General features: G+C 69.0%; 18 protein-coding genes and 2 pseudogenes. 12 read left to right on the plus strand and 8 right to left on the minus strand.

What is annotated here, in order from left to right:
- Positions 1-654: 654 nt before the first annotated feature.
- Entirely contained in the window at positions 655-1,458 is an 804-nt protein-coding gene (locus GA0115254_RS36655) for a sulfite exporter TauE/SafE family protein (RefSeq protein ID WP_093899585.1), read from the minus strand.
- 84 nt (positions 1,459-1,542) lie between these two features.
- Between GA0115254_RS36655 and GA0115254_RS36660 the strand changes: the two genes are divergently transcribed.
- Entirely contained in the window at positions 1,543-2,367 is an 825-nt protein-coding gene (locus tag GA0115254_RS36660; protein ID WP_093899586.1) for an AraC family transcriptional regulator, read from the plus strand.
- A 301-nt stretch (positions 2,368-2,668) separates the two neighbouring features.
- Here the strand turns inward: GA0115254_RS36660 and GA0115254_RS36665 are convergent, their stop codons facing one another.
- Positions 2,669-3,592, minus strand: a complete 924-nt coding sequence (locus GA0115254_RS36665) for a helix-turn-helix domain-containing protein (protein ID WP_093899587.1) — start codon at positions 3,590-3,592, stop codon at positions 2,669-2,671.
- 118 nt (positions 3,593-3,710) lie between these two features.
- Between GA0115254_RS36665 and GA0115254_RS36670 the strand changes: the two genes are divergently transcribed.
- The 6 genes from GA0115254_RS36670 (at position 3,711) to GA0115254_RS36700 (ending at position 11,200) form a co-directional block, all read left to right on the plus strand.
- Complete coding sequence (locus GA0115254_RS36670; RefSeq protein WP_093899597.1) at positions 3,711-4,754, plus strand: NAD(P)-dependent alcohol dehydrogenase; 1,044 nt, start codon at positions 3,711-3,713, stop codon at positions 4,752-4,754.
- Between the two features lie 228 nt (positions 4,755-4,982).
- Positions 4,983-5,183, plus strand: coding sequence for a DUF1330 domain-containing protein (locus tag GA0115254_RS48020; protein WP_370741004.1), 201 nt, complete (start codon positions 4,983-4,985; stop codon positions 5,181-5,183).
- Between the two features lie 746 nt (positions 5,184-5,929).
- Entirely contained in the window at positions 5,930-6,892 is a 963-nt protein-coding gene (locus GA0115254_RS36685) for a LamG domain-containing protein (RefSeq protein WP_093899589.1), read from the plus strand.
- A 98-nt stretch (positions 6,893-6,990) separates the two neighbouring features.
- A complete protein-coding gene (locus tag GA0115254_RS36690) occupies positions 6,991-9,069 on the plus strand; it encodes a PQQ-dependent sugar dehydrogenase (protein WP_256102965.1) in 2,079 nt (692 codons plus the stop codon).
- A 579-nt stretch (positions 9,070-9,648) separates the two neighbouring features.
- Entirely contained in the window at positions 9,649-10,233 is a 585-nt protein-coding gene (locus tag GA0115254_RS36695) for a TerD family protein (protein ID WP_093899591.1), read from the plus strand.
- A gap of 241 nt (positions 10,234-10,474) precedes the next feature.
- Positions 10,475-11,200 (plus strand): SMI1/KNR4 family protein, encoded by a 726-nt coding sequence (locus GA0115254_RS36700; protein ID WP_093899592.1) that lies wholly within the window; start codon positions 10,475-10,477, stop codon positions 11,198-11,200.
- A gap of 42 nt (positions 11,201-11,242) precedes the next feature.
- Here the strand turns inward: GA0115254_RS36700 and GA0115254_RS45325 are convergent.
- From GA0115254_RS45325 to fabV, 3 genes and pseudogenes are all read right to left on the minus strand, one after another.
- Positions 11,243-11,427: pseudogene (locus tag GA0115254_RS45325) on the minus strand (ATP-binding protein); the annotation flags it as partial.
- 245 nt (positions 11,428-11,672) lie between these two features.
- Positions 11,673-11,918 (minus strand): hypothetical protein, encoded by a 246-nt coding sequence (locus GA0115254_RS44015; RefSeq protein ID WP_141720978.1) that lies wholly within the window; start codon positions 11,916-11,918, stop codon positions 11,673-11,675.
- A gap of 19 nt (positions 11,919-11,937) precedes the next feature.
- Positions 11,938-13,140, minus strand: coding sequence for an enoyl-[acyl-carrier-protein] reductase FabV (gene fabV / locus GA0115254_RS36710; RefSeq protein WP_093899598.1), 1,203 nt, complete (start codon positions 13,138-13,140; stop codon positions 11,938-11,940).
- A 411-nt stretch (positions 13,141-13,551) separates the two neighbouring features.
- Between fabV and GA0115254_RS44960 the strand changes: the two genes are divergently transcribed.
- The 4 genes from GA0115254_RS44960 (at position 13,552) to grpE (ending at position 17,414) form a co-directional block, all read left to right on the plus strand.
- Positions 13,552-13,710 (plus strand): hypothetical protein, encoded by a 159-nt coding sequence (locus GA0115254_RS44960; protein ID WP_176740439.1) that lies wholly within the window; start codon positions 13,552-13,554, stop codon positions 13,708-13,710.
- A gap of 346 nt (positions 13,711-14,056) precedes the next feature.
- Positions 14,057-14,755, plus strand: coding sequence for a type III effector protein (locus GA0115254_RS36715; protein ID WP_256102966.1), 699 nt, complete (start codon positions 14,057-14,059; stop codon positions 14,753-14,755).
- Between the two features lie 173 nt (positions 14,756-14,928).
- Positions 14,929-16,797 (plus strand): molecular chaperone DnaK, encoded by a 1,869-nt coding sequence (dnaK, locus tag GA0115254_RS36720; RefSeq protein ID WP_093899593.1) that lies wholly within the window; start codon positions 14,929-14,931, stop codon positions 16,795-16,797.
- Positions 16,794-17,414 (plus strand): nucleotide exchange factor GrpE, encoded by a 621-nt coding sequence (gene grpE, locus GA0115254_RS36725; RefSeq protein ID WP_093899594.1) that lies wholly within the window; start codon positions 16,794-16,796, stop codon positions 17,412-17,414. Before dnaK ends, grpE begins: the two co-directional genes overlap by 4 nt.
- Positions 17,415-17,836: 422 nt before the next feature.
- On the opposite strand, the gene GA0115254_RS36730 is transcribed toward grpE, so the two are convergent.
- The 3 genes from GA0115254_RS36730 to GA0115254_RS36740 are packed head-to-tail and all read right to left on the minus strand — an operon-like array spanning position 17,837 to position 20,363.
- Complete coding sequence (locus GA0115254_RS36730; protein WP_256102967.1) at positions 17,837-18,577, minus strand: polysaccharide deacetylase family protein; 741 nt, start codon at positions 18,575-18,577, stop codon at positions 17,837-17,839.
- An 11-nt stretch (positions 18,578-18,588) separates the two neighbouring features.
- Entirely contained in the window at positions 18,589-19,548 is a 960-nt protein-coding gene (locus GA0115254_RS36735; RefSeq protein ID WP_176740440.1) for a DMT family transporter, read from the minus strand.
- An 8-nt stretch (positions 19,549-19,556) separates the two neighbouring features.
- On the minus strand, positions 19,557-20,363 hold the full coding sequence (locus tag GA0115254_RS36740; RefSeq protein WP_093899596.1) for an SDR family NAD(P)-dependent oxidoreductase: 807 nt from the start codon (positions 20,361-20,363) through the stop codon (positions 19,557-19,559).
- Between the two features lie 411 nt (positions 20,364-20,774).
- Here GA0115254_RS36740 and GA0115254_RS36745 point away from each other — a divergent pair.
- Positions 20,775-21,001, plus strand: a pseudogene (locus GA0115254_RS36745) (galactosyldiacylglycerol synthase); the annotation flags it as partial.

Here is a 21,001-nt window from a genome sequence, read left to right on the forward strand (position 1 = left end):
TTACCAGAACCGCCGCGGCGACTACATCTGGAGCAATTATTGCGACAAGGCCACCCTCCGCGACGACCGGGGTCGCACCGTCGACACCAAGTCCTGGGGCCGTGACCACGACCACCGCAACAACGACCACCGCAACAACGACCACGGGCGCCGCCGTTGACCTGACCCCCGCCCGCCACTGACCGCGGGCCCTTTCGGATCTGCTGCGTGCCGCCACCCCCGCCCCCGGGGTGGCGGCACGTTACTCGTGCGGTCACCGGGCCGCCGACCGCTGCCGAGCCCGGGTGACAGTCCTGGAGCTCTACGGCCTGATGTGAAAGTCCCCCTGATCCGAAAGGGAGTCGGACGCCTGCGGCAGGAGCCGGCGCTGTCCTGCCCTTGAAGCGTTCCCCTGTCCACCGCTACGCACTTGGCCAATTGGCCACCGTGCACATGAGTTGGCCATTCTCGGCACGGCATTCGTGCCGGTGCGACTGGGCGTCTCACCTGGCGGACAGGTGCGTGAGTCGGCGGGGCTGGGAGCCTGTGGTGGTGGGGCAGCCGCTCTTGGAGGCGGCCGGCGAAACCGCGGGCGCCCGCCCCCTCTGCTCCGGTCCGTCGTTCCCGCGTTCGTCGCAGGCGGCCGAGAGGTGGGCCGGTCGCCGCGGTCCCGCGCTAAGCCGAGAGCAGCATCGCGACCGTCACCATGGCAAGCAGTCCGATGTACGCCCAGGCGTAGGTGCGGTCGGGGATCCGGGGCGGGCGCCGCCGCAGTACTGCGATCACCGGCAGAGCTCCGAGGAGGAGCGCCGAGGCGGCGCGGAGGTCAATGAGACCCACCAGGTGCACGTGCGCGTCAGCGGGGGAGGGGGCCGCGGCGCCGCCGAGAGATAGTGTGGCGGCCGGGAGCGCGATGGCGAGGGTGAGGGGGTTGGCCAGCGCAGTCGCCACGTGCATCGTGTGCCCGGCCCGCCGCATCGCGGGGACGGTCATGACGCTGCCTCCCACACCGAGGAAGGCAGCGACCGCGCCGACCGGGGCGCCGAGGACGGCCGGCAGTGGACGCGGAGCATCGGAGGTCGCCTCGACTCGGATCCCTGGGCGCAGGAAGCCGGGGCGCAGGAGCAAGTCGACGATGGTGAGAGCGATGTATGCGACGAACGCCCAGCGGGCCAGATCGGCCGGGGCGAGGCGCGTGGCCAGTGCGCCGGCCGAGGCACCGACCGCCAGCAGGAGGAGCAGCGTGCCGCTGCCACGGAGCGCGAGGAGCACCCGCCGCGGTGTGACGGCTGTCGCGAATCCTGCGGTCACCACCATCACCAGGGCCGAGGTGGCCGTCGCCACCCGCATCGCGTCCGCGCCGAGTGCGGCGTCCGCCCACACCACGACCGGTACCGCGACGAACCCGCCGCCGAACCCGAACAACACCGTCGTCGCCCCGGTGAGGAGCCCGATCCCGATCAATGCCACAACGTCCATGGACCCACTCCACCAGCTCCGACGGAACGCTCGCATGCGATGGTCGGTGCCATTCCTTCGCATCTCAGCCAGTAGGGTGGCTGGGTGAAGAACGTCTCCCTGGTCGACGTCGACCACGTCGACCGGGTTGTCCTGCCGATCGGCACCGACTACCCGCCCGGCCACGTACTGGACTGGCACGAACACCGTCGCGCGCAGTTCCTCTACGGCGCCACCGGGGTCATGGTCGTCGACACCGCCGAGGGCAGCTGGACCGTTCCGCCCGAGCGGGCCGTACTGATTCCGGCCGCTACCCGGCACCGGGTCCGCATGCTGGGGGTGAGCACCCGGAGTCTGTACATCGAGCCGGATGTCATCCCCTGGTGGCCCGTCACCTGCACGGTTGTGGATGTTCCGCCGCTGTTGCGCGAACTGCTCCTGGTTGCTGTCGAGTTCGAGATCGACTACGGCCTGTCCGGACGGGAGGGAAGCATTGCCGCCCTCCTCCTGCACGAGATCGCCGAGCGTGCCCCGCTCCCGTTCCACGTCGGGATTCCCGCCGACGCCGACCTTGCGAGGCTCTGCCGCGAATACCTGGCAGCACCCGACGCCGGCGTCACCAACGCCGCATGGGCTGCGAGGACGGCCATGAGCGAACGGGCCTTCACCCGGCGCTTCCGCTCAGAGGTCGGTGACAGCCCCGCCGTCTGGCGGGCCCGCGCCCGCCTGCTCGCGGCCGTTCCGCTGCTGCGCACCGCGTCGGTCAGCGAGGTCGGTGGCCGTCTCGGCTACGCCTCTCCCGCCGCGTTCACCGCTGCCTTCACGCGCGTCTTCGGCATGCCCCCGTCCCGCTTCGCCGCGAGCCGCCAAGGCGGCGGTCCCAGCCGCAACTCCCGACGGCCGGGACGTCTCCGCACCCCGTCCCCGTGAACTCCTACCGGCGACCTGACCAAGCACGCCAAGCGGTCACACCGCCGGCACAGCTCGACGATCTCGGCCTTGAACTCCGGTGCGAACGACAGCGAGGGCGAGGCGGCGCATCAAGCACGCCAGCCCCAGCATTTTCAAGCCAACTCAGCCCCTCATGCATCACCAAACACCCCTATCGTGACAAAATGCTCTTTTGTTGCCCTGGAGGCCGCACGCAAGGAGCGAAGCGCTGGTCAGGTGCTGCATCATCGCGCCAATGCGCACGCTCGCGTACGGGCGACCCCTGCCGTCACCGGGGGCCTCAGGAGCATGGTGCCTGGCTGCCCGCCCGGACCGCGTCGGTGCCCCAGTTCGCGAGGAGGCGCAGAGCCTCCGCGGACGCGGAGCCCGGCTCCGCGTGGTAGACGCACAGGAACTGTTCGTCGTCGTCCGGCAGATGCAGCGTCTCGTACGCAAGGGTGAGGTCGCCCACCAGTGGATGCCGCATCCGCTTCACGCCGTGGCCCTTCTCCTTCACGTCGTGCGTGGCCCACAGCCGCCTGAACTCCTCGCTCTTGACGGAGAGTTCCCCAACGAGTGCCGACAGAGCCGGGTCCTCCGGGTGTTGGCCCGCGTACAGCCGCAGATAGCTGACCATGTCGGACGCCTTGGAGTCCCAGTCCAGGAACAGCTCGCGGTAGTCGGGGGAGAGGAAGGTCAGCCGCGCCCAGTTGCGCTCCGTGGGCGGCAGCTTGCCCCAGTCGCCGAACAGTGCCGCCGCCATCCGATTCCAGGCGAGGATTTCCGAGCGCGCGCCGCCGATGTACGCGGGCACGCCCTCCATCGACTCGAGCAGCTGCTGCAGCGCCACCCGCACCTGTTGCCGCTTGGGCGCCCGGTACTTCCTGCGCTGCTGCTTCGGCTTGGCGAGGTGGGTGAGGTGCGCATGTTCGGCGTCCGTCAGGCGCAGGGCGCGCGCGATCGAGTCGAGCACCTCCGCCGATACATTGCGCCCGTTGCCCTGCTCCAGGCGTGTGTAGTACGCCACCGAGACCCCGGCCAGTTGTGCCAGCTCCTCGCGCCGCAGCCCCGGCACCCGCCTGTGCCGCCCGTGTGAGGGGATCCCCACGTCCTCCGGCTTGAGCCGGGCTCGCCGGGTGCGCAGGAATTCACTGAGCTCGGCTCGGCGGTCGAGGCCGTCGGGGCGAGCTGCCTGTCCGTCGTCCGTGGCGGGGGTGTCGTCCATGACTCCAAGTATTCCCCGTCGTACGACCGGGAGCCTGACCCCGTCAGTAGTAGGACCACTGGACGTACGCAAAGCGGTGACCTGGGTGAACAGGCTGTGAGGAGGCACTGTGGAGAACATGACCACGACTGTTGTTGCATACGCCGCCCCCAGCGCCAAGGCCCCGCTGGAGCGCACCACCATCGAGCGCCGCACGGTCGGCGAGTTCGACGTCCTGATCGACATCAAGTTCGCCGGCATCTGCCACTCCGACATCCACCAGGCCCGCGAGGGCTGGGGCGAGGCCATCTTCCCGATGGTGCCCGGTCACGAGATCGCCGGCGTCGTCGCCGAGGCCGGCTCCGGCGTGACGAAGTTCAAGGTCGGCGACCGGGTCGGCGTCGGCTGCATGGTCGACTCCTGCCGCGAGTGCGAGAACTGCAAGGCCGGGCAGGAGCAGCACTGTGTGCGCGGGAACGTCGGCACGTACAACGCCATCGGCCGAGACGGCGAGCCCACCTACGGCGGCTACTCACAGAAGGTCGTCGTCGACGAGAACTTCACCGTACGTATCCCGGACGGGCTGTCACTGGACGTGGCCGCACCGCTGCTCTGCGCCGGCATCACCACGTACTCCCCGCTCAAGCGCTGGGGCGCGGCCCCCGGCAAGAAGGTCGCCGTGGTCGGCATGGGCGGCCTCGGCCACATGGCCGTCAAGATCGCACATGCCCTCGGCGCCGAGGTCACGGTCCTCTCCCAGTCGCTGCGCAAGAAGGGCGACGGCCTGAAGCTGGGCGCCGACCACTACTACGCCACCAGCGACCCGGCCACCTTCGAGAACCTGGCCGGCACCTTCGACATTCTCCTCTCCACGGTGTCGGCGCCCCTGGACTTCGGCGCGTACCTGAGCCTGCTGAAGACGGGCGGCGCCCTGGTGAACGTCGGCGCCCCCGAGGAGCCAGTCGCCTTGAATCTGTTCTCCTTGATCGGCGGCAACAAGACCCTCGCCGGTTCGATGATCGGCGGCATCGCCGAGACCCAGGAGATGCTCGACTTCTGTGCCGAGCACGACCTAGGCGCCGAGATCGAGCTGATCGAGGCGAGCCGGATCAACGAGGCATACGAGCGTGTCCTCGCCTCTGACGTGCGCTACCGCTTTGTGATCGACACGGCGACGATCTGAGCCTCGCGGCTTTACCGAGCGGGTAATCGACGCCCTCCCCGGGCTCCGGCAGGATCACCCCTATCCACCGGATCCCGAGGAGGGCTCGCCCATGACCGCCTACGTCATAGCCGCATTGCGTCCCACGCCCCCGGTGCACGTCGACGTCCTGGAGTACATCGAGCGCGTGCAGGCACCTTCGAGCCGCACGGTGGGCGCTTCCTCTCGCACGGCAAGCCCGGCGAGTGGGTGGAGGGGGAGCGGCTCGGCGACCCGGTCGTGGTCGAGTTCCCCGACCTGGCGCGCGCCCACGCCTGGTACGCGTCCCCCGCCTACCAGGACATTCTGCCGCTGCGCGCTGACCACATCCCCGGCGAACTGGTCTTCCTGGAAGGTGTGCCGGCCGACTACGACGCGTCGCGCACGGCGGCGACCATGCGGAAGGCGTAGGCCCAGGGGTCCAACTCCCGGGCATCGCCGGGCGGATGCGACCCGAGCGTCGGTCCGCAGCGTGGTCGCACGTCACTACGCCCGCGCGACGAGACGGCGTCGTAGGCGTCTAGCCGTGCGAGCAGATGCCGTTGCAACTTGAGGGCGAGCGGTGGCAGGTGAACGAGCCTCCCGGGCTGCCTTCTGTGTGGCCGGTTCGTTGTGGTGCGGCAATGTGGTTCACCTCCACTGCGTGTGGAGAGAACAGGGGCGGGGGCGGGAAACGTCGCCCCACCGGGGCCATGGCGTGTGTGCGGTGTCAGAAGCGGTGGAGTGCCGTGCGAAGCGACGGTGCGGATTCCTGCGGGCCCTCGGCCGCGCCGGTTTGTATGTGCTTTCCCATCAGCTGTCGGTTTCTGTGATGGCTTGCGGCCGGGGCGATGTCGTCCAGCGGGTGGACCGGCGCCTGCGAGGTCACCTGCCGGACCGCTGCACCCGCCCGCTGCACCCGCCCGGGATCGGGTCGAGCCACCCGTATCCCGCGATGGGCTGCTTGGCATCTGTGCCTTGAGAGGCCGCTCGCGGGCCGCATCTTTGTCGGCAAGGAGTCCGGGCCGCCACTGAAGGGCGCCACAAAATTGGCGAGTACACGACCATTGTCAGGGTCGTCGCGAGGGAGTTACATGGTCCCTGCCTGCGAACGAAAGCGCTTTCTGTCGATCGGGAGACCCCGGTCGGCTGCCCCTTCGCTGCCGCTGGGAGGCTGTATGGCACTGCCCCGCACCAGACGCTGCTCACTCGCCGTTGCCGCGCTCGTCGCGACCGCCTCGCTGGCCGCCGCCACGTTTCCGGCCCAGGCGGCCCGCCCCTCAACCGCCCACACTCCGCTGCGAGCCCAGGCTGTGGCGGCGTACGACTTCGGGCACCCGGATCCCGCCGACCCCGGTCGCGAGCTGGACATCGGACGCTCCGGCACCGTGCTCAGCCTGATCAACGGCGGTTCCGCGATGCGCGTGGCCGACGAGGCATACCCGGGTGCTTCGCCCGCCCTGCAGGTACGTCAGCAGAACCCGGCCACCGCGGGCAACGACGACTGGAAGGCCGGGGCCTGGGACGCCGAGGGCATGGCGTCCCTCGGGGCCTTCCGCAGTGCCCGGGGTGCCACCGTCATGGGCTGGTTCAAGATGACGGGCGACAATCCCGCGCTCAACTCCAACACGGCCAACCCGAGCGACCGCTACAACGCGATCGGGCTGGCCGGCGTATTGTCCGGAACCTCTGACGGTCACGCGGTGCGTGCGTTGCTCGAACTCATTCAGGTCAACGGCGAGTTGAAGCTGGTCGCGCTGGGGAGACGCCTGGACAGCGGCGCCTCCCAGACTTTCGCTGCCGACGTTCCCTGGGAAGAACTGCTGCCCCGCGGTGAATGGGTCCACCTGGCCGCCACGTTCGACTTCCGCGACGGCACCCTCGCCCTCTACCGCGACGGCAGGCCCCTGAACGGCTTCTACGTCACGCCGGGCGACCCCTGGGAACTCACCACCACGCCGGCGCCCCACCGAGCCTCGCCCAGCGATCCCCGCGGCATCAAGATCGGCGGTAGCTTCCCCCAGAACACCCGGGAGAACAACGCCTGCGACTGCCGCATGGACGACCTCCTGTTCCTGGACCGCCCGGTGCCGGCCGGAGCGGTGGCGGCCGAGTACCGGCGCATGACGCGGGGCCACTGACCCTTCTCGGCCCCGGATCGTCCTTTCCCTACTTGTCACGCCAGCCCGAAGGGACCCGCATGGCGTCACGACGTACATACCGAAGGCACTGGGCGGCCGTGGCCGTCAGCGCAGCGCTCGCCCTGGGCGGTCTTGCCGCGCCCTCCCATGCCGACGAGCCCGCCGCGGCGACAGCCGCCCTGACCGACCCCATTCCGCAGAAGCCCGTCCAGTCCAGGACCGGCCTCGTCCTGCAGGAGTTCGCACAGTTCCCCAAGTCGGAACCCGTGCCTGCGCCGACGGATCCGCGCCTGGTGCGCCACGCCCGGATCAACACCATCAACGAACTCCCCGACGGCTCCGGTCGGATGGCGACTCCCGACCTCAACGGCACGCTGTACCTCACCGACCCCGGAGTCGCGACGCGCACCTCCGGTGGCACCCCGCACCCATACCTGGACGTCAAGGCGGCATTCCCGCACTTCTTCTCGGGCCGGGGCCTCGGTCAGGGCTTTGGATACGCCGCATTCCACCCGGACTTCGGAACGAACGGGCGCTTCTACACCATCCATACCGAGCTCGCCTCGCAGGCCACCGAGACTCCCGATTACCGGCAGGCCGGCACCCTCACCTATCACGGCATCATCACTGAGTGGACCACCGACGACCCCTCCGCGGCCGTCTTCCACGGCACCCATCGCGAGGTGCTGCGTATCGGCTTCACCGGCCAGGTTCACGGCATTCAGCAGATCGACTTCAATCCGACGGCAAAGCCTCACGACGAGGACTACGGCCTCCTCTACCTCGCGGTGGGCGACGGAGGCCAGGGCGTCGGCAACAGCGAACCGCAGAACCTGACGCTCCCGCACGGCAAACTTCTGCGGATCGACCCCGCGGGCCGTGACAGCGCCAACGGCCGGTACGGCATCCCCGCGCCCAACCCGTTCGTCGGTGAGCCCGGCGCCCTCGGGGAGATCTATGCCATGGGCATGCGGGACCCGCACCGCTTCAGCTGGGACGCGGGCGGCAGTCACCGTATGTATCTCGGCCACATAGGCGAGCACGCCATCGAGTCGGTGTACGAGGTCAAGGCCGGTGACAACTTCGGCTGGAGCGAGCGCGAGGGCCCCTTCGTATTCGACAAGAAGACCACCGACCCGTGCGCCCGCATCCTTCCCCTCCCCGCCGACGACGCCCAGTACGGCTACACCTACCCGGTCGCCGCCTACGACCACGACCCGGGACCCGACTGGAACTGCCGGTCCGATGTGGGCCGCGCCATCGCCGGAGGCTCCGTCTACCGCGGCAAGGACGCGCCGGCGCTGCGCGGAAAGTACATCTTCGGCGACCTCGTGGACGGCCGGATCCTGGCCGCGGACACCGGCGACATGCACCGCGACGGCGAACTCGCGCCGCTCGAACAGCTGATGCTCTTCGACAAGTCCACCGGGAAAACGGTCACCATGCGCGACCTCGCCGGTGACCAGCGTGTCGACCTGCGCTTCGGCACCGACCGCAGCGGCGGTCTGTATATCGTCTCGAAGGCCAACGGCAAGGTCTGGAAGGTGACCGGGACCCGCACCTTCGCCGACTGCGAGATCGGCAACACTCCCACCACCCACACCACCGGGCCCGACAACTGGGCGCCGGTCACCCCGGCCAAGTGGGCGTACACCGAACGCGAGACGATCCTGGCCGAGCCGGGCGTCGCCCGCCCGGGACCGCGCCGCCCCTTCGAGTATGCCGTTCTGACCGCGGGCCCGCGCTATTCCTCCGTCACCGTCGAGGCGGAGGTGCGGATCGACACCCCCGTCGAGATCACCAACCGTGACGTCATTCTCATCTGGGACTACCAGTCGGACACCCGGTTCCAGTACGCACACCTGTCGAGCGACAACGCCATCTACCCGCACAACGGCATGTTCACCGTCAACGACGCCGACCGGCTGCGCATCGACGACCAGTGGAACGGAACCTACGGCGCACCTGCGGCGATCAAGGACGACGGATGGCACAAGGTGCGCCTCACCCACTGCGCCGACACCGGTGAGACCGCCGTCTACCTGGACGGCAGCCGCAACCCGCTGATCACGGCCACCGATCCGGTTTTCGCCTCGGGCCGGGTGGGCTTCGGATCCTTCGACAATGCAGGCCGCGTCCGTCACTTGAAGGTGACGGGCACTCCGGCCGACGACTGACCTCGCGGGTGCGGGCCGAGGTCGTCGGCCCGCACCTGTACCGTCCCCACATCCGCATCCGTTCAGCGAACCCGACGCGCGGCGATCAGTCCTGAGATGCCGGCTGGGCAGCCGCTACGTCCTCAGCCGGATCAGATCGATCCGGAACCCCGACAATCACCACAACGCCGAGGAGTCACCTCTTCGTCCTTCCGGCGAGAGGAGAGTGCTGGACCAGTTGCTGTCCTCATTGCGCTGCTGGTCCACGCCCGCAATCGCCGGCTCCGGATGGAGTGGCCTGCATGTTTGGAACGTTGGCGGCTGTCTCCGCCTCGGAGAAGACGCCTGGACAGGTCGTGCCGCGGCCGCATCGGCCCGGTTGAAAATTGCCTGTAGGGCCGGAGCCGGTCGAACGTCTGCTGCGCTGCCGAAGGGTAGTTCTGCGCCACGGGGACGGGATTCGCGGTGGCGTCGTGGCCTTGTGCCGGTACATGAAGTAATGGGACGAAACGGTAATCGGCGGGCCAGGCGTGAAGAACTCCGAAGGCCCCAGGCACACTCTGGGTGTCGCAGTCCCGTCGTCAAAAGGATGATCAACGCATGATTACGCTCAAGAAGGAAGACGGCCCGGCGGATCTGGACGGAGTGACCCACCTGTCCATCGGAGTGTCCTGGGATCCCACCGCCGGCAGCAGCGGCGGGGTGATGGGCATGCTCCGTCGCAAGTCCGGTACCGACCTCGACCTGATCGCCATCGCGATGCAAGGCGGGGACCCGGTGCGTCTGGCGGGACTTGATTCCCTCGACCCGATGGGTAACGGATCCTTGGTTCACAGCGGCGACAACCAGACCGGGCATGGGGACGGCGACGACGAGACGGTGACGGTCGAGTTCGCGCGGATACCGTCGAACATCACGTCGATAGTGTTCGTCGCCGCCGCCTACAAAAAGGGCAGTTCCTTCCAGAAGGCGCGCAACATCAGCTTCAAGGTGTACGACGCCACCGGGGGCAGCTCCCAGCAGGTTGCCGACATCTGGCCGAGCCTGCTCACTCAGGACAACGGCTGCGCCGTGGCCAAGGCCGTACGCGTCGGCGACAGCTGGAAGCTCGAAGTGATCAATACGACGGGGAAGATCAAGCAGGGCAACGAGCACGCCCTGATGCGCTTCGCCGTCAGCAAGTAGCGCGCAATGACCAGCCCGGGCCCGGTCTGCATCTGCTCGGTGGACCGCCGGGCGGTCTTGCGGTCGCCTGTGCTGACCAGCCCCGTCTTGGCTTCGTCGGTGTGAGACGGGAACGACTGATGCCGGGTTTCGGCAGCAGATGTTGATCGAACGGGTCGGGAGGTTGCCGAGTTTCGAGAGCGCCCGGTCGGCGTGTCGGAGCAGGCGGAGTGCTGATGAGCGGGACGGATATCGTCCTGGCATGACACAAAGGTTCGATCTTGCTGCGTCTCTCGCCAGAGGCATCGAAGGCCGCAGCGGTGCATGGAGCTTCATCCAGGGTTTCGCTGCCCATTGGGCCGGCGCTCTGGAGACCGGCGACGGGTGGACGGAGGCCGATCTGGCCGTGGCGGAGGAGAGGCTGGGAGTCCGGCTGCCGGCTGCGCTGCGCGAGGCGTATCTGCTGTTCGGGCGCCGCCGGGATCTCATCAGCAACCACGACATGCTGCTCAGCCCGGCAGAGCTGCATGTGGATGACGCCAAAGAGGCCCTGGTCTTCCGGCACGAGAACCAGGGAGCCGCCTCCTGGGGGATCCTCCTCGACAGCCTCCAGGACGACGACCCTGCGGTGTTCATCCGGGCCGACTTGGCCGACAAGACCGCCGAGCGGTGGGATGGCTGGCTGGAGCGTCTCTCCCTCTGCTTCGTCGAAATCGTTCTGTCTGAGTCCGTGCAGGCCGACGGAGAGTCTTGCGACTTCCTCGACCCCGATGACGACAGCATCGAGCTGCTGGAGGAGAACTGTGTTCAGCTGCCGTTCCCGTCCTGTCCCATCGGCGAGGAAGTGCACGCGACTCGCTGGTTCCTCGGCCAGGACGTCCTTCTGCGCGACGACGGCATGACCGTCCTGGCTCGTGGCCGGATGCCTGAAGACCTCGAACGCATGCGTGAGCTGATTCCGGGCGACTGGCTCAACGACTACCGCTGAACGCGCCCAAGTCTCCTGTCGGCCGCGCTTCCCGCGTCGACGTCAGCCCAAGCATTGCTGTTCGGCGCGAGCCCTGGTGGTGGCGACTCGGTAGGAGTCGGTGCCGGTTTCGATGATGTTGCCGCCGACAGTGAGGCGGTCGACGACGGCCGCGCAGAGGCGGGGTCGGGGAAGGTCTTTGTCCAGCCGGAGAGCGACTCGTTCGAGGCGATGGCGACGCTGTTCTTGATTCGGTGAGACGCCCCCGTACGGGGGCCGGCAGGCCGGAGCGCCTGATCGGCAGCGGGGCGAGTGCAGCAGCGAGGATGTTGCCGGCGACCACAGGGCCGCGCTGGGGCCTCCTGGGTGCCGGAGGCTGCGGGCAGGGCGTGGTGGGCGATGGGGTGGCCGTCTCGGACTGTGTCGCCGTCGACGATGTCGTCGTGCAGGAGGATCGTGCCGTGCCGGATTTCCGGCGCGGCGGCGACCGCGTTCAGGTCGGCTGTGGCGTCGGGTGTCGGGCGTCGGGTCGGCGTTGAAGGTGTGTGCGGCGTGGCGGAACGCCATGCCCAGCAGGCGCTTGCTCGGGCGGATCAGCCAGGCGGCGGACGCGTTGTGCATGGCCGGGGTCACTGATCCGGGCAGTTGCCTGGCGCAGTTCGCCGTCGGCGAATGCGGCGAGCATGGTCTCCAGGCCCTGCTGCCTGCGGATGAGGATGTCGTCAGGGGGCAGGCGCATGGCGTTCCTCCACAAGGGGTCAGGCGGCCTGGTCCGGCCAGGGGATGTCGGTGTCGACGGCGGCGGTGTAGTCGATGCCGGGTACGGCGAAGCCGTACAGGCGCTGAACCTCGGCCTGGAACCAGTCGAGGTCGGCGAGGTCGCCGATGGTGCTGGTGGTGGCGCTGTCCCAGCGGTCGGCGACGGCTTCCTGCACTGGTGGTGTGAGTTCCCAGGTGTCGAGGCGGACGCGGCCGTCGTCGTCGAGGGTGAGGGGGCGCGTGCCCGTGAGTTGGTCCCACAGGTCGGTGAGCTGGTCGATCGGCGGGACCAAGCCCGGGCCGAGGACGCTGCGCAGCAGGCCGACGTACAGGGCGATGCCGGGGATGGCGGTGGAGGACTGGGTGACGGCAGCCCCGTTGACGGACGTGAGCGCACGGCCTCCGACCAGCTTCTCCAGCCGCTCGTTCAGGGTGCGGGCGGTGGCTTCGAGGTGGGCCTTGGCCGCGCCGATGGTGCCCTGCCGGTAGATGCCGGCGGTCAGCGGTGAGCCGATGTAGGAGAGCGCGGCGGTGGTGAACCCGTCGGCGAGCAGGTCCCGTCCGGCCAAGTGGTCGATCCATCGCTCCCAGTCCGTGCCGCCCATCACCGCGGTGGTCTGCTCGATGTCGTCCCCTGCGGCCGGGTCGGTTTCCACCTCGGTGACGTGTGGGGTTCCGGAGGCGTCGAAGGTGAGGGTTTTGGTCCGGTAGGGCTCGCCGATCGGCTTGAGCACGGAGGAGTAGGTGACGCCGGTGTCCGGGTCAGTGCGGCGCGGGGCGGCCACCGAGTAGATCAGGTGGTCCAGTCGCCCGTACCGCTGCTTGAGCAGGGCGGCGACCTCGTCCTTCATCGCATCGGAGAACGCGTCACCGTTGAGGAAGACCATGTCCCGGCCGTGCTCGCGGGCCAGGTCGGCGGTGGCGGCGGTGCGGTACCAGCCGGCCGTGCCGGTGCGCCGTCCGGGCGCCTTCTCGTAGCAGACTCCGATGCCGCGGATCCCTGCGCGGGCGAGTCCGGCGATCGTGGCGGCGAGCCCGTACCCGGCGGACGAGCCGATGACGAGTGCCACCGGCCCGTCCCCGTGGGATTGTCGGGCGGGGACGGCCTGCCACATGTCGGCCACCACCTTGCGGCAGCCGGCCGGGTGGGAGTCGAGGAAGAGGAAGCCGCGGTTCAGGGGGGCGATGACGCGTTCGCTCACGATCAGGTCCTTGGGGGTCGGCGCGGATGAGAGCGCGGCAGCCATCAGGCGGGCCACCGCATCCTGCAAGTCTGCGACCGTAGGGATACGGATGGTGACCTCATCCGGCACAACGATGGTGGGGCGGCCTTGGAGGGTTTCCACCAGTTCGAGCAGAGCGAGTCTGTCCAGGCCAAGGCCGAGCTCCAGCGCGGCCCGCCGACGGGCGCATTCCTCACACGTCGGCCCGGTGATCCAGAGCCGGCGAACAGCGGGCGAAGGGGCGGCCGCCTGGTCAGGATGCTGGTCGGGCGTGCAGAACCACATACGTGTGCATCACGCCGCAGGTGCTCTCCGGGGCTGCCGGGTTCGTGCGGGACTGGGGGGCTTCGGTGTGCCGCGGTCGGGGAACTCGACCCGCCCGCCTCGCAGGTGATCGTCCCGGTCGTCGACTGCACCGTGCTGCTCGGTGTCTTCGCGCACGGCTTCACCTTCGCCTGCCTCGCCCAACGCCACGGAGGCGCGTCAGACCGCACCGGCGCGCCCCAGGACGGCCCGGCCGTGGACGAGCTGGCCCAACCGGGGAATTGACGGCAGGCACCGCCAGTGGTCACCGGCACAGCAGGCGGAAAGGGCACGCATGAAGACCCATCACCTGCTTCGCGACGATCTGTTCGCGTGCTCGTCGCCCTTGCTGTGCCTGTCCAGCGGCATCGCGGAGGGTCATGACCAGAGGGCTCATGGCACCCATGAACTGCGCGGCCGGGCGAGCTCGCGGAACAGGTCGGTGCGCATGAGCATCATCGGTCACCTCCAGGTGAGTTCAGGCACTTTGTGCCCATGCGCTTCACCTCAAGCAGGTTGTAATATGTCATCCAAAGGATGACATATGTGATGTCATGCGGACGGTGGCACACATTTCTTCCGGACGGTTGCCGTGATCGCAGTCGACCCGCATCCGGCCTCGTCGGCTCCGGACCCCGCGGTTGTGCCGGCCTCGTTCGCCGACGCCACGCGGGCGCTGGGTACCGTCGAAGTCGCCATGCGTCATGCCTGCACATCCCGCGACGACGAGTTCGCCCGCGCCGGGGCCGGTCGGGAAGAGGCCCTGGCTGCTCTCCGTCTGCTGCGGGACGTATGCCGGCGGCTCGTGGCATGGGAGCCGGGGCTCATCGAAGCGGCCCGGGAGGCCGGGGCCAGCTGGGCCGATATCGCCCACCCGCTCGGCGTCACCAGCCGTCAGGCTGCCGAACGCCGTTATCTGCGCCTGCGTACCGGCCCGCTCGGCACCACCGGGGAACAGCGGGTACAGGCCACCCGCGACCACCGGGCCGCCAACCGCGCAGTCGCCGCCTGGGCGCGGGACAACGCAGCGGACCTGCGCAGGCTCGCAGGACGGATCACGTCGCTCACCGGCCTCCCGGAGCGGGCCCGACCGGCCATCGGTGCCCTCGGCGACGCCCTCGGCGACAAGGACCCCGCCCGCCTCATCGGGCCGCTCGCCGGCGTACGCCCCCATCTGAAGGACCGCAGCGACCTCGCCGACCGCGTGGACCGCCTCGTCCGGCAGATCGAGGATCTGCGCAGGGACAGCGACAGCCGACGTCGCACGGTGGACGGGACGCCGGTGCAGTAGAGCCTGAATACCACTCGTCCACAGGAAAGGCAGGAAGGCGGGAAAGGTAGAAAACAGGACAGGAAAAGGGGTGAGCCGGCAGCCAGAGACCGAATCGATTCATAGCTCACTCGGATCCACTCGATTCTCATCCGCGACAAGGCATCAGAGTCTTGCCGTGAAGGGAGGCAGCGATGGCGCGGGCAGTGGGCATTGACCTGGGAACGACGAACTCCGTGGTGTCCGTGCTCGAGGCCGGCGAGCCGACGGTGATCGCGAACACCGAGGGCGCGCGGACCACTCCGTCGGTGGTGGCGTTCGCCAAGAGAGGCGAGGTGCTGGTCGGCGAGGTCGCCAAGCGGCAGGCGGTGACGAATGTCGAGCGCACCGCGCGGTCGGTCAAGCGGCACATGGGGGACGCTCAGTGGCGTTTCCCCGAGTCCGGAGACATCGACGGCAAGCGGTACACCGCCCAGGAGATCTCCGCGCGGGTGCTGCAGAAGCTGAAGCGGGACGCCGAGGCGCATCTCGGGGAGGACGTCACCGACGCGGTGATCACCGTGCCGGCGTACTTCAACGACTCTCAGCGCACCGCGACCAAGGAGGCGGGCCGGATCGCGGGCCTGAACGTGCTGCGGATCATCAACGAGCCGACGTCCGCGGCGCTGGCCTACGGCCTGGACAAGGAGAACGACCAGACGATCCTCGTGTTCGACCTCGGGGGCGGCACCTTTGACGTATCGCTGCTGGAGATCGGCGAGGGCCTTGTGGAGGTGAAGGCGACCAACGGCGACACGCACCTCGGTGGTGACGACTGGGACCAGAACGTCGTCGACCACCTCGTCAAGCAGTTCAAGAACGGCTACGGCGTGGACCTGTCCAAGGACAAGATGGCCCTCCAGCGTCTGCGCGAGGCCGCGGAGAAGGCAAAGATCGAGTTGTCGTCCGCGACCGAGACGACGATCAACCTGCCGTACATCTCGGCGTCGGCCGAGGGCCCGCTGCATCTCGACGAGAAGCTGACGCGCGCCCAGTTCGAGCAGCTCACCGCAGCTCTGCTGGAGCGCTGCAAGGGGCCGTTCCACAACGCGGTCAAGGACGCCGGGATCAAGGTGTCGGACATCGACCATGTGATCCTGGTCGGCGGTTCGACGCGGATGCCGGCGGTGACGGAACTGGTGAGAGAGCTGACCGGCAAGGATCCGCACAAGGGTGTGAACCCGGACGAGGTCGTCGCCATCGGCGCCTCGCTCCAGGCCGGTGTCCTCAAGGGCGAGGTCAAGGACGTCCTGCTCCTCGACGTCACCCCGCTGTCCCTCGGTATCGAGACCAAGGGCGGCATCATGACGAAGCTCATCGAGCGCAACACCACGATCCCGACCAAGCGCTCCGAGGTCTTCACGACGGCCGAGGACAACCAGCCGTCCGTGCAGATCCAGGTCTACCAGGGCGAGCGCGAGATCGCGGCGTACAACAAGAAGCTCGGAATGTTCGAGCTGACCGGCCTGCCGCCGGCCCCGCGTGGCGTCCCGCAGATCGAGGTCGCGTTCGACATCGACGCGAACGGCATCATGCACGTCGCCGCCAAGGACCTCGGCACCGGCAAGGAGCAGAAGATGACCGTCACGGGCGGCTCCTCGCTGCCGAAGGACGACATCGACCGCATGGTGCGCGAGGCCGATCAACACGCAGAGGAGGACCGGCAACGCAAGGAGGCCGCGGAAACCCGCAACCAGGCGGAGACCCTGGTCTACCAGACCGAGAAGCTGCTCCAGGACAACGCCGACAAGATCCCCGCGGATGTGCGCTCCGAGACCGAGACCGCACTGGCAGAGGTCAAGGAGAAGCTCAAGGGCGAGGACACCGCGGAGATCCGCACCGCCACCGAGAGGGCAACAGCGGCCGCACAGCGGATCGGCACGGCCCTGTACGCACAGGCCCAGGGCACAGCCGCCGAAGGCGGCACCGCGGGCGGCGGCACTGCTGGGGGTCCGGGTGCCGGCGAGGAGGAGGTCGTCGACGCGGAGATCGTCGACGACGAGCAGAAGGGAGGTGCCGGATGAGCAAGGAGCCGCACTTCACGCATCACAGCGAGCTGTCACCTGTGGCGGTGCGCGACCTGCGCGGGGGCGACCCGGTCGTCCTCCGGGCCTGGAGACGCCAGGATGCCGTCGGCCCCGCCCGACCACGTCCGGACGGCGTCGGTGAGGCACGCCCGGACTCCGCTCGGGCCGATCGGACGGAAACCGCACAGCGGCGCGAGCGGGTCGCGGAGCTGACCGCGGACCTGCAGCGGGTGAAAGCCGAGTACGACAACTACCGAAAGCGGGTGCACCGGGACCGCCTGGCCATACGGGAGATCGCGGTGGTCAACGTCCTCACCGGCCTGCTCCCGGTCCTGGACGTGGTGGAAGAGGCTCGTCGCCGGGACGACGTCAGCGGTGCTGCGGCAGTCATCTCCGACGTGCTTGAGGAGCGCCTGGCGGCGCTGGGTCTGCGGGCCGTCGGTGCGGCGGGTGAGCTCTTCGACCCCCACACCCATGAGGCGATCACCTACCTCGCTTCCGGCGCAGCCCGTGAGTCCGTGTGCACCGAGGTGCTGCGGCACGGTTACCAGGTCGGCGACCACCTCCTGCGCCCGGCCCAGGTGGCGGTGACAGGACCCACCCCTGCCGCGTAGTCACCGCACGAGGCGCGTCCCGGAGCTTGTGCCGGAACGCGCCTCGTGCGGGACGGTGGCAATCGGTTCACAAAAAACGCAGCCGTGTTCGGACGCTGAAACCGGCTCATCCCGCGGATCTACGAAAGAGTCGCGGTGCCGCGGGGAACCGGACATCGCCGGCGAGGCCCAGGAGACGGTCGCTGTGTGCGGTCGGCAGAGACGTGATCTTGAGTGTGGTATTGATCGGAGTGCTCCTCCCGGGGCGGCTCTCCGTGGAGCCAGGACGTTCATGCCGGCGGCAGGTGCCGGCCACCGGTGCACTGCACGACTCCGGTGGAGCGTTGCCCGGAGAAGTGGCCCGAGTACGCCGGCCGTTGACGGTTACAGGCGCCGGCAGCTCCTCCCGCAGAGGCGCTTTCCCCCTTCGGGGTCGACGTGACTCAACCCGCACGGCAGAGGGGCGTGAGGCCGTGGTCGACGAGCGGGCCGACGGTCAGTCCCTCGGCCCGGAGGCCGCTGATCAGTTCCGGCAGCATCGCGAGTGTGGGCCGCCACCGGCCGGATGACGACAGGTCGGCGTCGTGCAGGAGGACCGTACCGCCGCCCCCGAGTCCGCCGCGCACGGTCGCCAGAACTCCCTCGGGGGTCGCACCCTCGGTCCAGTCCCGGCCCCAGGCCGACCACAGTACGGGTCTCAGTCCGGACTGCAGGGCCGCGGTCCAGCGGCCACCGGTCAGGATTCCGTACGGAGGCCGGTACCACAACGGCCGGATGCCCGAGATCCTTCGTACCGCCTCGGCGGCGCGCGAGACCTCACGCGTGTCCCGGACGACGGTGGGAAGCCATGGGCGGTTGTGTGTCCATCCATGAACGGCGAGTTCGTGTCCGCGGCCGGCGATGTCGCGGCCGAGCCCCGGATGGCGCAGAAGACTCTCCCCGAGTACGAAGAACGTGGCACGCGTGGACAGCTGGTCCAGTACGTGGAGGAAGTGCGGGGTGGAGCGGGGATCCGGCCCGTCGTCGAAGGTCAGTGCGATGTGGCCGGGGTGTCCGAGGCCGGCCAGGGAAGGAAACCACCGCCGCCTCGGCCCCGGCAGCCAGGTGCCGGCGGGGGCGACATGTGCGGTCAGTGCCAGCGCCGAGACGCCCAGTGGGACACGGAATGCAGAGGGGATCCTCATGGGCCGGGGATTCATCGGGAATCTGCGCCTCCGTCGTTGTCCGCGACGGGTTGCGGTCGGGCCCGCTCTGTCGCGTTGTCGTTCTCTCTCGTCGAGTCCCAATGAGCTGCGACCGCCGGGGAGAGCGACAGGCCCACCGTCCCGGCAGCGATCAGGCAGGCCCCGAGCGTGGCCGACAGCAGATGAACGCCCAGCGCGATCCGTTCGTCGAACAGTGCTTTCCCCAGCACCACACTCACCAGCGCGTCCCCGAGGGTGAGTGCAGGCTGGGAGGCGGCGAGTGTCCCGGCACGCAGGGTGCTCTGGAGCAGCAACAGGCTCAACAGGCCGGCGCAGCACATCGCGTACAGGTAGCCCGTCGCGAAGACCGCGGCCGCGCCGCCCGGGATCCGGCCCGTGACCTCCTTGATCAGGGCGGCCGTACATGCGAAGGAAATGGCAGTGGCACAGCCCAGCACCGCGGCGCAGGCGGCGCCGTCGAGGATACGGGCGAGCAGGGTCAGGGCGGTCACTGCCGTCGCGGCGGAGATACCGACAGTCAGCCATGTCCCGGCCCGTCCCGTCGCCTCGCCCACAGACGGACCGGCGGCGGTCAGGAAGAGCGCCAACCCCGCGGCGAGCATCAGGAACGACATCCACGTCCTGCCGCCCGGACGGTGACGGAAGACCGTCGTGCCGAGCAACAGAGTGAAGAGGAGTTCGCTCGCCATCAGCGGCTGGACCACCGAAAGGCTGCCGACCGCCAGCGCGCCCGCCTGGAAGGCCGCGGACAGCCCGAGCGCCGATGCACCGGCCAGCCAGAAAGGACGGCGTACCAGCTGTGCCAATCGCCGCACCGCCTGCCGCGCATCCGGTCGGCCGCCCGCTGCTTCGAACTCCACCTGCTCCATGGCGGCCCGCCGTTGCAGCACGGATGCGGCGCCGTTGGCGAGAGCCGCCGACAGGGCCAGCATCACGGCGAGAACGTTCATGTCGCCGTTCAGCCGAAGCGGGTGGCGAGCCGGTGATAAAGCCCGGGCGCCACGGAGCGCACACATCCCGGCAGACGCAGCCAGCCGGGGACGAACACCTCGTCACGGCCCGCGACGACGGCGTCCCAGACGGCGTCCGCGACTCGTTCCGGCGACATGGGCCGAGGCCACGAACGGGTGTACGGCATTCCCCGGCGTTCGAAGAACGGGGTGTCCACCACCGCGGGGACCAGATGGGTGATGCGTACCCCGGTTCCCCTCAGTTCGTAGCGCAGCGCATCGGCGAAGGCGGCAATGGCCGCCTTCGCAGCCGAGTACACCGCCTCACCGCGGACACCTGCGGATCCGGCCACCGATCCGATCAGCACGATGTGCCCGCGCCCCGCTGCGACCATGTGCGGCAGCAGGAGCCGTACCAAATGGACGACGGACACCAGATCCACGGTGAGGACCCGGTCGGCGGCCGCAGTCGGCATGGAACAGAAGGAGCCGGCCCAGCCGACTCCTGCCGCCGCCACGAGCAGGTCGACTCCGCCTGCGGTGTCGAGGGCCTCCTTGACCAGTTGCTCCGTGCTGTCGGTCGACATCAGGTCCGCGTAGAGGGCCGTCGAGGACGTCGTCGCCGCGACACTGTCCAGCCGCTCGCGGTCGCGACCGGTGACCAGGAGCCGCCAGCCTCCTCCGGCCGCGATCCGGCGTGAGACCGCGGCGCCGATACCCGAGGAGGCACCCGTCACCAGGGCCACACCGGCCCGGACGTCCGACGCATCACCACTGGGCACGCCGCGGTGAGCGATGCCCGGAGTACGTGACATGGCCTCTCCCCTGCGTCAGCACGGTACGGCGCGGTGCCCGCCCCTCACGGATTCAGGATGGGTGACTTCGCGTCGCCGTGTCCGTTTAGGAGTAGCCCGGACGCGCGCCGGTAAAACCGTCGGAGCCCACACCTCACTGCACCGCACCGCCCACACCCACAGAATGGAAGAACCGCGTTCCGTGCCCCTTCCGACGCATCCACCGGGTGCTCGCCGAACGAGAGGTGGTCATGTGCCTGCTGGTCGTACGGATGAGCATCCGGCCGCGCACCGAAGCCTCGATCGGACGCGGGTGTTCCCGTTGCGACGAGTGAACGCCTCGTCGGCGCCGCCAGGCTCCGGACGGCGAAAGGGAACTTCCGGGGTCGGCAACGATCCCCTCCTGTACCAACGCCCGGGAGTGTGCGACCGATGAACGCGGTACCTGGACGCTTTCTCATCCTGAGCGCCGGCATGGGCTCCGGTCACCACGCGGTGGCCGCCGAACTGGCCCGTCGGCTGGAGGCCGGCGGAGGGCGCACGACAACGGTCGATGTCCTTGATCTGCTGCCCCCCGGTATCGGCAGTGGGCTGCGCTCCTTCTACCGGTCGGTCATCTGCCGCATGCCCGTGGTCTACGCCGGGCTGTACACGGCGTT

This window comes from Streptomyces sp. Ncost-T10-10d (assembly GCF_900091955.1).
Lineage (GTDB): Bacteria > Actinomycetota > Actinomycetes > Streptomycetales > Streptomycetaceae > Streptomyces.

Excerpts from the sequence above, each read along its gene's own strand:
- grpE (WP_093899594.1), top strand. The coding sequence starts at position 16,794 with ATGAGCAAGGAGCCGCACTTCACGCATCACAGCGAGCTGTCACCTGTG.
- GA0115254_RS36700 (WP_093899592.1), top strand. The coding sequence starts at position 10,475 with ATGACACAAAGGTTCGATCTTGCTGCGTCTCTCGCCAGAGGCATCGAA.
- GA0115254_RS36695 (WP_093899591.1), top strand. The coding sequence starts at position 9,649 with ATGATTACGCTCAAGAAGGAAGACGGCCCGGCGGATCTGGACGGAGTG.
- GA0115254_RS44015 (WP_141720978.1), bottom strand. The coding sequence starts at position 11,918 with ATGCGCCTGCCCCCTGACGACATCCTCATCCGCAGGCAGCAGGGCCTG.
- GA0115254_RS36735 (WP_176740440.1), bottom strand. The coding sequence starts at position 19,548 with ATGAACGTTCTCGCCGTGATGCTGGCCCTGTCGGCGGCTCTCGCCAAC.
- GA0115254_RS36730 (WP_256102967.1), bottom strand. The coding sequence starts at position 18,577 with ATGAGGATCCCCTCTGCATTCCGTGTCCCACTGGGCGTCTCGGCGCTG.
- GA0115254_RS36655 (WP_093899585.1), bottom strand. The coding sequence starts at position 1,458 with ATGGACGTTGTGGCATTGATCGGGATCGGGCTCCTCACCGGGGCGACG.
- GA0115254_RS36740 (WP_093899596.1), bottom strand. The coding sequence starts at position 20,363 with ATGTCACGTACTCCGGGCATCGCTCACCGCGGCGTGCCCAGTGGTGAT.
- GA0115254_RS36670 (WP_093899597.1), top strand. The coding sequence starts at position 3,711 with ATGACCACGACTGTTGTTGCATACGCCGCCCCCAGCGCCAAGGCCCCG.
- dnaK (WP_093899593.1), top strand. The coding sequence starts at position 14,929 with ATGGCGCGGGCAGTGGGCATTGACCTGGGAACGACGAACTCCGTGGTG.
- GA0115254_RS36685 (WP_093899589.1), top strand. The coding sequence starts at position 5,930 with ATGGCACTGCCCCGCACCAGACGCTGCTCACTCGCCGTTGCCGCGCTC.
- GA0115254_RS36665 (WP_093899587.1), bottom strand. The coding sequence starts at position 3,592 with ATGGACGACACCCCCGCCACGGACGACGGACAGGCAGCTCGCCCCGAC.